The sequence below is a fragment of the Martinezella rhizogenes genome (assembly GCF_000799715.1).
GTDB classification, from domain to species: Bacteria; Pseudomonadota; Alphaproteobacteria; order Rhizobiales; family Rhizobiaceae; genus Rhizobium; species Rhizobium rhizogenes_C.
Map to the genome: position 1 here is coordinate 223,178 of NZ_JUHG01000019.1, position 12,770 is coordinate 235,947.

Consider the following 12,770-nt stretch of genomic DNA (forward strand, 5'->3'; position numbering starts at 1 on the left):
GTCAGGCCCTCTTTGCGGCAAGCCGCTCGCCAAGCAGACCCTGCGGCCTGAAGATGAGAATGAGCACCAGCATGCCGTAGCCGATCACATCCTTGAGCTGGTAAGGCGCGGGCAGGCCATATCCCTCCAGCAGGAGAGCGGGCCCGAGCGCCTCGGCAAGCCCGAGAACCAGACCGCCGAGCATGGCGCCGCCAAGATTGCCGATGCCGCCTAGTATCGCTGCGGCAAAGCCCTTGATGCCGAGGGAGAAGCCGATGAAGACGGTGATCTGCTTGAAGACCAGCGCGTAGAGGACGCCGGCGACACCGGCCATCGCACCGCCGATGGCGAAGGTGAAGACGATGGTGCGGGAGACATCGATCCCCACCAGGGCGGCTGCGTCACGATCTTCGGAAACCGCACGCATTGCCTTGCCGAGGGGAGTGAGGCGAACCACGGCCGCCAGACCGGCAAGCGCGATCGCCGCGAAGACAAAGGCCACGATCTGCGGAATGGGGATGACGATGCCGGCAAGATTGACCGTTCCCTCCATCCAGCCGAAGGACGGATAGGCACGGTTGCGGGTGCCGAACAACCCGCGAGCGCCATATTGCAGCACGAAGGACAGGCCGATCGCGCAGATCAGCGGCGCAAGCGAGCGGACGTGCAGAAACGGCCGGTAGGCAATGCGCTCGATGGTCATGGACACCGCCGCCCCGGTTCCCATGGCGACCGCCAGGACGATGGGCAACGCCAGCAGCGGAGCGGCACTGGTCAGGCCGGCATCCGCCAGTGCCAGCGCCGCGAACAGACCAGCAAAGGAGCCAATCATCATCACGTCGCCATGCGCGAAGTTGATCATCCTCAATATCCCGTAGACCATGGTGTAGCCAAGCGCGATCAGGGCATAGACGCTGCCGATCGTCAGCCCGAAGACCACGAAAGAGACGAAATTAGTGAGAGAGTAGGTGCCGGCGGTAACTCCGCCGGCAAGCCCCACCAGGACGACCACCGCCACGGCGATACGGATAGCGAGCATTAGATGATCGACCCAGATCGATCGGCGCAGCCATTCCGATATCCCGTCGCTGATCGTCGCCGAAACAGCGCGCGCGTTCATGGATACATCCGCTTGGGATTTTCGCCGGGCGCGAAGGACGAGGCATCGTCGCTGACGAATTGCCACACGGCATAGGTTGCAGCGCTGCAATCGCCATAGGCATTGCATGAGAGCATGCCGGTCAGCCCAGGTACGTTCTTCGAGGCCATCATGGCGTCGAGCAGCGCCTTGCGGCCGATGTAGAGATTGCCCTCGGCATCGGTCTTCGCCGCCGTCTTGATCGCGTCCAGCGTCAACAATGTTGCGTCATAACCATAGGCGCTGAAGCCGCCGGTGGGCGCTTCGCCGTACTCATCCTTGAATTTCTTCACGAAGACCGGAAACCGTTCCGAGAAGAGTTCGGTCGACGGTCCCACAAGGCGAAAGCCGACGATATCCTTGCCCGCCGCCTCGATGACATTGGCGCTGAACACACCTTCGCCACCGATCACCGTCGTCTTGGCAAGATCCGGCACTTCCGGGAGCTGGCGCAGAATGAAGCCGATGCTGGAGGTGAAGACCGGGGTGAAGATCAGGTCGGGCTTCTTGGTGGAAATACGTGTCAGTACTGGACGCATGTCAGAGTCGGTCGGCGAGATTGCTTCGCTGGCGACGACGGTTCCGCCCTTGGCAACAAAATCCTTTTCGAAGGCCTTCACGAGCTGTTCGGTATAGGGGCTGCCGTCATGGATCGTGGCGACCGTCTTCAAACCGAGCTTCGAGACGGCGTAGTCGACGGTAAAGGAGGCGCTCAGAAGGTCGTTTGGCACGACGCGCAGGAAGCCCTTGAACTCAGTCGGGCGATCCGCCGCGGTCAATGCGGGAGCGGTGGCACCGATACCGACGCTCGGGATCCCGGCATTGGCGAGGATCGGAAGGCCAGCTCGCGCGCCGCTCGAGCAGGTCGGACCGACGACAGCGACGATCTGCTTATTGCCAGCAAGCTTGGTGGCGGCGGTCTGCCCACCCTCGGCGGTGCATTGTGCATCCTCACCGAGAAGCTTCACCGGGAAATCCAGCACCTTGCCGCCCTGATCCGCGATGGCGATTTCCGCTCCGCGCAACTCGTCGATACCCTGGTTGGTGTCGCCGCCCGATTGCGACGTGTAGCCCCCGATCAGGATGGGATCGCCCTTGGCGATTTTTACGACGCCGATATCGTCGGTCACGGGTCCCAGCGTTTCGGCGGAAGATGAAGATACAATGGTCGTCATGAGCAGTGTCGTAAGTGACACCGCTGCTGCGAATTCTTTCAACATGTCGTTTCCCTCTGGTTCGATTGTCCCCGTGAGCGTCGTTGCGTTCACGTCATCTGCTGAAATTCCCTGTCTGTCCTTCCGAGACGCTTTCCTTCCCTATGCGGTCTGTCGTCGGCTTCTATCGGCCGATCCTGTCGAGCGGACCCAGCTCCTTTTCGACCAGCGGCAGCACTTCGGCACCGAAGCGCTCCAGCGAGCGACGCGCGCGGGCGACCGGCATGTCGCCGAACTGGAAGAAGCAATTGTAATGGCTGGGCCAGAGCGTCCTGATTTCGGCGATCAGCCTTTCAGCGACATAATGGGCGTCGCCGATCAGCAGATTGTCGCGGAAGACCTCAAGTGGCGGCTCGTCCGGAAAGGGTGCGGCAACCACATGCGAGCCATCCAGGGTCAATACGTTGCTGCGCAATCCATGCACCAGCCTCCCCACCCAGCGGGCACGTTCGGCCGCCTCCAGTGCCTCTTCCTTGCTATCGGTCACATGAACATATTGTTGCAGGGCAACCGGCATCGACCGGCCATCCAGACCACCAGCCACCCAGGCTTCCCGCACTTTCTCGGTAATGCCGGGGAGCGCCTGCGATCCACGCCAGCCGGCTGTGACGAACGGGATCCCGCCCCATTTTGCGAGCGCCTTCAGGATCGGCGGATGCGGCGAGGTGCAATAGACCGGCGGCATCGGCCGTTGCTGGGGCCTTACCGTGAAGACGGCTTCCGGCACATTGACGTGGCGGCCCTTCAGCGCCGCGCGACCTTCTGTCAGCGCCTGCTCGACGATACTCCAGTATTCGAGGAAGATATCAGTCTTTTCCGTCACCTCTGCGCCATAGCGCTCGAATTCATAAGCCTGGTATCCGGTACCGACGCCAAGAACGGCCCGGCCACCGCTCAACTGGTCGAGAAGCGCAATCTCCTGCGCCACGCGCATCGGATGGTAAAGCGGCAGCACGACAACACCGGCGCCGAGCTTGATGCGGCTGGTGATCCCCGCCATGTGCGCGGCGACCATCAGCGGCGAAACGCTGATCGAATAGTTGGTGAAATGATGCTCCGCAAACCAGGCAATCTCGAAGCCGATATCCTCGGCGAGCCGGACCATGGTGCGCGTGTCCTCGATGATGCCGCCGATCCCTCCCGGATTGTCGCGAAGGCTCATGAGGTTGAAAATGCCGAAATGCATGTTGAGTGCCCTGCTTTGATTGGGAAAATGGATCAAGCGATGAAGTAGCCACCGCTGATGGCGACGGTTTCGCCGACCATGTACCGGTTCTTCCCCGAGAGGAGGAAAACGATGACATCGGCGATATCTTCAGGCTCGGCGGCGCGACCGATGGCGGTCTGGGCCGCAAGCTCCGGCAGAAAGCCCGCCGCGCGCGCCTTTTCCGTCGCGATGCCGGCGGGTGCCACGCCGTTGATGAGGATATTGTCCGGCGCGCAGGCCTCGCCGAGGCTCTTGGTCAGGCTGACCACCGCCGCCTTCATCGCCGCGTAGTGTGCATTTTTCGGATGGGATTTGAGGGCGTCGATGGAGGCGACATTGACGATGCGCCCGCCGCCATTTTCCTTCATATGCGCGATGACGGCGACGGATACGGCGTAGAGGCCACGCACATTGACCGAGAAGCTGAAATCCCAATCCTCGTCGCTGATGTCGAGGATCGGCCGCCTTGGATAGACGCCGGCGCAATTGCACAGGCCATGAACGCGGCCCGCTCTGGCGACGACATCGCCGACAAGTGCGGCCGCGCTGGCGCGGGTGGTGATGTCGCCGATGATCGCGAATGCCGCACCGCCGGAAGCCTCAATCTCGGCAACTACCGCGTCGGCCGCCTTCGGATCGATATCGATGATCGCGACGCGCACGCCTTCCGCCGCAAGCCCGAGCGAGACGGCCTTGCCGAGCCCGCTGCCACCACCCGTTACAATCATGGTCTGGTTCTTCATGATACCCCGCTTGGCCGGCCTCACCTTGCCGGTTTCGAATGTCGATGCGGGACTGTCTCCGGTCTTTGGATAATCAGCAAACGATCTCTTCTCATGACCCGATAAGCGCAGACGCTATGACAAAGCAGACTGAAGCTGTACTGTCGTGCACATTAGATAAGCTAATTTGTGGGCCGATCGATCCATGCCTATCATTTGGGCTATCTGGCGAATGCCGGAGAAAATCAAATGCCGTCCGCGCCGAGACGCAGGACGGGGCTAGGGAAAGAGACAAAAACATGGTCAAGCTCGGCCTCTTTAACCTGATGGGGCTTTACGACAGGAACACATCGCCGGCCTCCGTGGTGAAGACGACGGTCGACGCGGTAAAAATGGCCGAGGATTTCGGCTTCGATGTCGCATGGTTTGCCGAGCACCATTTCACCAATCATTCGATCTGCCCGTCCTCCATGCTCATGGTTGCCCATTGCGCCGCCGAGACCAAGCAGATCCGGCTGGCGCCCGCCGTGCTCGCGCTGCCTTTCTACGATCCGCTGCGGCTGGTGCAGGAGGCCGCCTTCACTGACCTCCTGACGCATGGCCGGCTCGTACTCGGACTGGGTTGCGGCTACCAACCGCACGAATTCGAGCGGTTTCGCGTGCAGCCGCAAGAGCGGCATTCGATCATGCTGGAAGCCTGGACGATCCTCGAACAGGGGCTGACCGCCGGCGTCGTCGAATTCAGCGGCAGGCACTTCTCCATCCCTCGCACCGAACTCTCCATGCGTCCCTTCGGCCTTGCCATGCCGGACGTCTTCGTCGCCACCAGCCACCCCGATCCGATCGCGCGCATGGTGCGAGGCAATCACACGCCGTTCATGAGCTTCGGTCATCGCGGCCTGAGCGCAGCGCGGAGTTTCAAAGACAGGATCGCCACAAGCTGGGCCGACGCCGGAGGCAACCCCGACACCATGCCGCTCGCCGTGCAGCGTTATGTCTACGTCACCGAGGACCGCGACGATGCGCGCCATGCAGCCCAGTGCGTGCGCGATCTCGCCCGCGCGGCCGTGCCGCTTTCGACGGCCGACCCCAAGCGTGACGGCCCCTTCCTACGCCTGATGCCCCTCAACGACGAGCCACCGCTTGACGATTTCCTCGACAACGCCGTCATCGGACCGGCAAGCTATTGCGCGGAAAAGCTCGCCGGGGAAATCAAGGCTCTCAAGCCGACACACCTCTCCTGCTTCATGGGCTTTGCCGGCATCGGGCGCCGGGAAACGCTCGCCTCCATTGAGCGCTTCGGCTGCGAGGTTATCCCCCAGCTCGAGGGCCTCGTGGACCTGCGCAACACGACGTTAAGGGATGCCGCATGAACGAACGCCCCTTTGGAACCAACGTGCTGGGAGAGGCGATCGCGATCGCCACGAATGATCTGGTGCCGACTGCACCGCAGGACTGCCAGCCATCCGGAGGTTCGGGGCGCCGCATGAATCGACTGCCGCCGCTCAACCTGTTTCGCGTCTTCGAGGCCGCCGCGCGTCACGGCAGCTTCACGGCCGCCGCAGACGAGCTCTGCGTAACCCAATCGGCCGTCAGCCAGCAGATTCGCCAGATCGAGGATCTTTTGGATGTGCGGCTATTTCGCCGCTTGCCGCGCCGGGTCGAGCTGACACGCGAGGGCACCCAGCTTGCAAGCGCCGTGCATGAATCGCTTGCGCTGCTCGCCCGGGCCTGCGAGCGGATCGTCGATCCGATGGCGCCGACGGTATTGTGCATCAACGCGCCGCCAGCAATCGCCTCGCGTTGGCTGGTGCCACGCCTGAAGCGTTTCATGCAACTCAATCCGCGGATCAAAGTCACGCTGCTTGCCTCCAACGACACGGTGAATTTCGACCGTCAGGACATCGACGTTGCCATTCGCTGGGGGCACGGCGATTGGCAGGGGGCAAGGGTGGAGCGGCTCGGCCGCGACAAGCTGTTCCCGGTCTGCAGCCCATCTGTTCTCCGCGAGGGTCATCCGATCGTCAACCCTGGCGACCTTGCTCACCACACCCTCCTGCAGAACATGAATTCCAGCCTCTGGGCGACGTGGTTCGCCGCTGCCGGTGTGGCCCGTATCAATTTCGATGAAACGCTCTATTTCAACGACGCCGGACTGTTGCTGGATGCCGCGGTGCAAGGCCAGGGTATCGCTCTGGCAAACCACATGCTTGTGGAGAACGACCTGAAGACCGGCCGGCTGATCCGCCCTTTCAACATCGAGATCGAGAGCGGGGAAGGCTATCATCTCCTGACGAGCCCGGATTTCTCGGAAAAAGCTGCCGTCGCAGAGTTCCGTCAATGGATCCGCACCGAGGGCATCGAAAGCGGGTGAGACCACACCGATCGTGCCACAACCCTGTTCATGCTGATCGAGGGCGCGATCTCCCTCACCCATATGAGACAAGGCAAGGCAGCGATCGCCAACGCGCCGAAGGCGGCGGCTGATATTCGGGCATCAGCGGGGCCGCCTCAATGAGTGCAATTCTCATCGGCCTTGCGCTTGGAAAAAGGCGAGCGTCCACCTCGTCCATACTGTTCGCGCTGGCGACGGGCGCGATCATCGCCGCTTATGCGACTGTCGATTCCATCGGGGTGAGACACACCGGGCAAAACAGTGCTTACACGGCTTGGGTACTTGTTCTCTATGGGGCATTCCTGCCGGCCAACGCTACCCGGTGCCGTCTTCGGCTCGAGCATATGACAAGATCTTTTTCTTGCGGTTGACCCTCAATGGACAATCATCTCCGCGGCTTTCTCGGCGATCATGATGACCGGCGAATTTGTGTTGCCCGAAACAATATTCGGCATGATGGAAGCGTCAACGACCCTTAGTCCGCCAATGCCATGTACACGCAGCCGAGCGTCGACAACCGCGCTTTCGTCGCTCCCCATTTTGCAAGTGCCGACAGGGTGAAAAATCGTCGTCGCAATGTCGCCAGCCCTTCGGATCAGTTCTTCATCGCTCTGGAACTCCGTACCTGGCAGCATTTCCTTTGGTGCGAAGGCTGAGATCGAGCTTGTCTGCATCAAGCGGCGGGCATGGCGGATCGACCTGGCCGCAACGATGCGATCTCGGCTCGCCGATAGATAATTCGGCTTTATCTCCGGTGTAGCCAAGGCGTTCGGACCAGTCATATGGACCGTTCCCCTGCTCTCCGGACGGAGGTTGCAAACGGACACTGTCACGGCCGGATAGCGATGCAGCGGCTCGCCCAGCCTGTCGGCGCTGAGGGGCTGGACGTGATATTCAAGGTCTGCCGTCGCCAGGGATGGATCGCTCTTTGCAAAGATGCCGAGCTGGCTGGGCGCCATGGAGAGCGGGCCGGAGCGGCGAAGGGCGTATTCAAGCCCCATGCCTGCGCGGGCAAAAAGGCTATGGTAGAGCTGGTTGAGCGTCTTTGCGCCCTCGATACGGAAGACCGTACGGATCTGTAGATGATCCTGCAAATTCTCGCCGACGCCGGGCAGCGAATGAGCCACGTCGATGCCGGCGGCCTGCAATACGCCAGGCCTGCCTATCCCCGAGATTTCCAGTATCTTTGGCGAGTTGATCGCCCCGGCCGAGAGAATGATGTCTCGCCCGGCACGCGCGGCATGAAGCCTGCCATTCATTCGAAACCGAACGCCGGTGGCCCGGTGGCCATCCAACTGGAGTTTTTCCGTCTCCGCACCGGTCAGCACCCTGAGATTGGGCCTTTTCATTGCCGGGCGCAGGAAGGCCTTGGTGGTGTTCCAGCGCACTCCGCCGCGCTGGTTGACCTCAAAATAGCCCGAACCCTCATTGTCTCCCCCGTTGAAATCATCCGTCTTCGGGATGCCAAGTTCCGCCGCTGCCTCCCGGAACGCATCGAGGATCGGCCAGGAGAGGCGCTGTCGCTCGACACGCCATTCTCCGCCTTCCCCATGCATGGCCGATTTGCCTCGGTAATTGTCTTCCGACTTGAGAAAATACGGCAGCACATCGTCCCAGCCCCATCCGGCGTTGCCCGCCTGCCGCCATCCATCGTAGTCGGCAGCTTGCCCGCGCATGTAGATCATCCCGTTGATCGAGGAGCAGCCACCGAGCAGCTTTCCCCGCGGATAAGGAAGGGATCGGCCGTTGAGCCCGGGCTCGGCGGCGGTCTTCATCATCCAATCCACCCGCGGATTGCCCATGCAGAAGAGGTAACCGATCGGGATATGCACCCAGTGATATCGGTCGCTGCCACCCGCCTCAAGCAACAGCACGCGGTTGGCGGGATTTGCGGAGAGGCGATTGGCCAGCACACACCCGGCCGACCCCGCTCCGACGACGATGAAATCATAAGACCCTGCATCGACGGCGTCTTCGTTTGAAAATCCGTTCATGCGACTGCTCCCGACATCCGCGGTTCAGCCGCCAAGCGCCGCCAGATCGGTGCCATCGCCTCGGCAATATCGCGGTAGAGCCCATAACGCCGTTTATAGTGACCTTCCAGATGTGGGTTGGGAGTGTATTTTCGCTCCATTCGAACCATCGCTGCCGCACCCTCGGCAAAGTCGTTGAAGATTCCGGCGCCTGTTCCTGCCGTGATGGCAGCCCCGAGCGCCCCGGTTTCGCGTGATCGTGCGATCGACACCGGCAGTCCCAGCACATCGGCGAATATTTGCGGCCAGATCAGGCTACGGGAACCACCGCCGGAAAGAACCGCTTCGTCGAAAAAAGCCCCTGCCTTGCGCATCGTCTCGATATGCTGGCGATGACCGAAGGCAACGCCTTCAAGAACCGCGCGGACGAGGTGACCCTTCGTGTGCCAACCGGCAACGCCATAGAACCCAGCGCGCGCATTGCCATTCTGCTGGGCGCCATAGAGAAAGGGATGATAGAGCGGATCGTCCGCCGCCGGCTCGATGGCAGCGGCAAGCTCGCCGCAGAGATCGAAGGGCGAGCGCCCGTCTGACGGAACGTCGGAAAAGAATTCTCGCACCAGCCATTCGAGGTTTGCCGCTGAGGTGGCACTCGACTCGATCGCCATGTACCGTTCCCGGTCGAAGGTGGAGGACATGAAAACCGGCCCGCTCAGATGCGGCTTGTCGATGATAACCTGGTTAATGCTCCAGGTTCCGGCGATGATCGAGGCCGCGCCCGTCCGGGTGACGCCGGAGCCGACGGCGGAGGCCACGACATCAAACAGGCCGCCGACGACCGGCGTTCCTGCGTCAAGCCCGGTCTGAGCGGCGGCCTCTTCCGTGACATATCCCGCGATATCGGAGCTTTCGATCAGCGGCGGCAAGAGCTCGATGCAATCGCTGAGACCATAGGCCTCCATCAACGTTCGATCGTAGCGGCGATCGGCGACATGGAGCAAGCCGCAGCCGGTCATGTCGGACACCTCGCTGACGCGAGCACCGGTCAAGCGGTTGACGATGAAATCCTTGCACAGGAAAATCGTGCCGATCTTGGCGAAGGTCTCCGGCTGGTGCCGTTTCAGCCAGGCGAGCAAGGTCGGCGTCTGCGATGGCCACGGCCGCTGTTGACCGATGGGATAGGTGATGTCGCCAACGCCTTGCGCCTGCCATTCCTCGACGAGAGCAGCTGCTCGCGTATCCAGAGATTGAATACCGAGCAACGGCTGACCGTCGCGATCCAGCGCGTAAAGACCATTTCCATGACCGGCGCAGCCAACGGCGACAATGTCCCCGGGCCGGATTCCCGCCTGTTCGATGCAGATGCGGATGACCTTGCGGGCATTCGCCCAGAGTTCGTCAAGTCCGCGTTCGACATGCCCGGGGCACGGCATCCGGCTGTGACCCTCTGCCGCCGCCGCCGCGATTTCGTTGCCCTCGCGATCGAAAATCACCGCCTTGATGACGGTGTTGCCGGCATCGAGCCCCAATAGATAATCTGCCATGCCGAACCCCTCCCAAGGCTTCCGTCTTTATTGTCAGCCGCGCTGATAGAGCGCGAAAGCATCCTCGCCGCCGGCGTCGTCATGTATGATCGCCATCAATCCGCGCACGACAGCGCCTGGATTGGCATGCTGATAGATATTGCGCCCATAGACCATGCCCATGGCACCCTGCCGCATCAAGGCCGCGGATTTGTCGAAGACGGCGCGAAGGTCTTCCTTGCCGCCGCCGCGGACCAGAACCGGGCAGCGGGCCGCCTCGACAACCCTGTGAAAATCCTCTGCATTGCTTGTCGGGTCCGCCTTGACGATATCCGCCCCCATCTCTCGGGCAAGCCGTGTCAACGTCACGATCTTGTCCGCATCGCCATCGACCATGTAGCCACCGGCCTTGTCGACCGGCTGCATCACCAGCGGTTCGATCATCAGCGGCAGGCCATATTTGTCACAATCCGCGCGCACGCGGGCAATGTTCTGCACGCACTGACGAAAGAGGTCGGGCTCGTCGGGAAGCATGAAGAGATTGACGACGACGCAGGCCGCATCCATCTCGATCGCGCCGATCAGCGGCTCGGCTTCGTTCTGGAGCACAGCCCACATGTCCCGGTGACGCGTACGATTATACGGGTTTCCCATGTCGATGCGCATCACCAGCGCCGGCTTGCCCTTGCCAATGGCATTCTGCAGCAGGTCGGCCTGGCCGTAGTTCATCTGGATCGCATCGGGTGCCGCCTCCACCAGGGTCTTGACGACGGCCGGCATATCTTCGAGGCCGCTGAGGAAGGACGGCTCGTTGCAGACACCGTGATCGATGGCCACATCCAGGCAGCGGCCGCCGTTGAACAGCCGGTTCATCCGGACTTTGCTGTTGCTTCGCATTCCATGCTCCTTTGTTCGTTCCGTTCGGAAAGGGTGTTTTCGGTAACGCCATGGCGTTCGCGCAAAAGGGTAAGAAAACGGTCGCGCTCGACCCCACGCTGCGCTGGCGTCCAGGCTTTCTGCTCCGCCAGAAGATCGAGCACCGCGTCCATCATCCGCTGGGAGAGATTGCCTGATATCGCAAGCGTGGTGCGCCTCAGCAGCAGATCATCGAGATGTTCCGCCGCTTCGTTGCGGATGAGAAAGAGCAGTTCGCGCTCCGAGTAGTCCGGATGCGGCATGGGCCTATCTGGCGCCATCGCAATGAAACCGGCGAACGCTTCCGCTTGCGTGCCGTAACGGCCGAAAAGTGTCGCCATCCGGCTACCTGGAATTCCTTTCTCCGCAGCCACCTGAGCAATCCAGGCAGCGCGATCCAGGGGAAATCTCCGCCCGCCGCCGATCGCCCGATCGGCTGTCGAAATACGGCGTTCTTTGCCAAGCCGCTCGAGAGCGAGATCGGCCGCGAGTTCGCCGAACGATCGAAAAGTCGTCCATTTGCCGCCGATCATGCACAGCACCGACGGACCACCATCGTCGGCGTCCACGACCGTGCAGAAATGATCGCGCGGGATGCGGCCGGTAAAGCTGTCCGTGCTGGCTGGCAGCGGACGCACGCCCGAAAATTGGAAGCTGATCTCTTCCGGCCGGATCTGGATGCCGGGAAGGACGAATGACAGGGACTGCAATATGTAGTCCCGTTCATCCGCTTCGCAGCGCACGGTATCGGGGTCGTCGATGCGGATATCGGTGGAGCCAACCAGAACCTTACCCAGATAAGGAAATAGAATGCAGATCCGGCCGTCCTCGTTCTCGTAGTAGATCATGTGGCCGGCCAGCGCTTCGTAAAGCGCCGCGTTGTCGATGATGAGATGGGATCCTTTGGTTCCACCCATCAGTGGTGCCGTCCGCGTGTCCGGCGTAGAGAGCGTGCCGTTGGTAATGTCGATCCATCCGCCAGTTGCGTTGATGATGAGTGTGGGCTCGATCGTCACTGACGAGCCGGTGATAGTGTCGTGCACGAGATATCGGCCTTTACCGGCCGCGCGGATATCGGCGTAGTTCAGCGCCCACGCCTGCGGCCCTGCAGATAGCCCGTCATCCAGCAATTCGATGCCCAGGCGCTCCGGATAGCTGACCCAGGCGTCGTAATAGGTGGCCGAACTCTTGATGTCGGGATTGAGCGCCGGCCACTTGCTGAGCGTCGCCCGCCGCCCGCGAAACTGGTGATGCGGCATCATGGCCCGCTTGCGTGTCAGGAAATCGTAGATGCTGAGCCCTGCCTTGATCGCGACGGCGCCACGGCGGCTGGGCCGGCGGGTCAACCCCAGGAAGCGAACGATACCGTTGCCAAGCCCGGAAAAAATATCGAAGACCGGCACCGTGGTCGGCAGAGGGGCGACGTAGTGCGGGGCGTTTCGCAGCAACCGGTCACGCTCGGCAAGAGACTCCTGTACCAGCTTGAACTCGCCGTTCTCGAGGTAGCGAAGGCCGCCATGCACCATGCGCGACAACGCGGCGCTCGCGCCGGAGCAATAGTCGTGCTTCTCGACGAGAAGCACGTTCAGCCCCTGCAGCGCCAGCTCCCGGAAGACACTGATGCCGTTGATCCCGCCGCCGATGACACACACGTCCACCTTCGGGCTCCGGCGAAGCCCGTCTAACGTCTCTTCACGATTCATG

General features: G+C 61.7%; 10 protein-coding genes. 2 read left to right on the forward strand and 8 right to left on the reverse strand.

The window, feature by feature from the left end:
• Position 1: 1 nt before the first annotated feature.
• The 4 genes from EX00_RS28830 to EX00_RS28845 all read right to left on the reverse strand — a co-directional run bounded on the left by EX00_RS28830 (position 2) and on the right by EX00_RS28845 (position 4,281).
• Positions 2-1,099 carry a branched-chain amino acid ABC transporter permease gene (locus EX00_RS28830; protein ID WP_047465556.1) on the reverse strand — a complete coding sequence of 366 codons (1,098 nt, stop codon included), beginning with the start codon at positions 1,097-1,099 and terminating at the stop codon, positions 2-4.
• Positions 1,096-2,292, reverse strand: coding sequence for a branched-chain amino acid ABC transporter substrate-binding protein (locus EX00_RS28835; protein WP_234709135.1), 1,197 nt, complete (start codon positions 2,290-2,292; stop codon positions 1,096-1,098). The genes EX00_RS28830 and EX00_RS28835 overlap by 4 nt, the downstream gene beginning before the upstream one ends.
• Before the next feature lie 163 nt (positions 2,293-2,455).
• Positions 2,456-3,517, reverse strand: a complete 1,062-nt coding sequence (locus tag EX00_RS28840; protein ID WP_047465757.1) for an LLM class flavin-dependent oxidoreductase — start codon at positions 3,515-3,517, stop codon at positions 2,456-2,458.
• A gap of 32 nt (positions 3,518-3,549) precedes the next feature.
• Positions 3,550-4,281: an SDR family NAD(P)-dependent oxidoreductase gene (locus tag EX00_RS28845; RefSeq protein WP_047465559.1), complete on the reverse strand. Its 732-nt coding sequence runs from the start codon at positions 4,279-4,281 to the stop codon at positions 3,550-3,552.
• A gap of 278 nt (positions 4,282-4,559) precedes the next feature.
• On the opposite strand from EX00_RS28845, the gene EX00_RS28850 reads away from it, so the two are divergent.
• Positions 4,560-5,633 (forward strand): LLM class flavin-dependent oxidoreductase, encoded by a 1,074-nt coding sequence (locus tag EX00_RS28850; RefSeq protein WP_047465561.1) that lies wholly within the window; start codon positions 4,560-4,562, stop codon positions 5,631-5,633.
• Complete coding sequence (gene gcvA / locus EX00_RS28855; protein WP_052210999.1) at positions 5,630-6,634, forward strand: transcriptional regulator GcvA; 1,005 nt, start codon at positions 5,630-5,632, stop codon at positions 6,632-6,634. The genes EX00_RS28850 and gcvA overlap by 4 nt, the downstream gene beginning before the upstream one ends.
• Before the next feature lie 395 nt (positions 6,635-7,029).
• Here gcvA and EX00_RS28860 read toward each other — a convergent pair whose 3' ends face one another.
• The 4 genes from EX00_RS28860 to EX00_RS28875 are packed head-to-tail and all read right to left on the reverse strand — an operon-like array spanning position 7,030 to position 12,769.
• Positions 7,030-8,649 (reverse strand): GMC family oxidoreductase, encoded by a 1,620-nt coding sequence (locus tag EX00_RS28860; protein WP_047465564.1) that lies wholly within the window; start codon positions 8,647-8,649, stop codon positions 7,030-7,032.
• Complete coding sequence (locus tag EX00_RS28865) at positions 8,646-10,172, reverse strand: FGGY-family carbohydrate kinase (RefSeq protein ID WP_047465567.1); 1,527 nt, start codon at positions 10,170-10,172, stop codon at positions 8,646-8,648. Before EX00_RS28865 ends, EX00_RS28860 begins: the two co-directional genes overlap by 4 nt.
• 33 nt (positions 10,173-10,205) lie before the next feature.
• Positions 10,206-11,048, reverse strand: coding sequence for a class I fructose-bisphosphate aldolase (locus EX00_RS28870; protein ID WP_080761347.1), 843 nt, complete (start codon positions 11,046-11,048; stop codon positions 10,206-10,208).
• On the reverse strand, positions 11,021-12,769 hold the full coding sequence (locus tag EX00_RS28875; RefSeq protein WP_047465571.1) for a glycerol-3-phosphate dehydrogenase/oxidase: 1,749 nt from the start codon (positions 12,767-12,769) through the stop codon (positions 11,021-11,023). Before EX00_RS28875 ends, EX00_RS28870 begins: the two co-directional genes overlap by 28 nt.
• Position 12,770 lies beyond the last annotated feature (1 nt).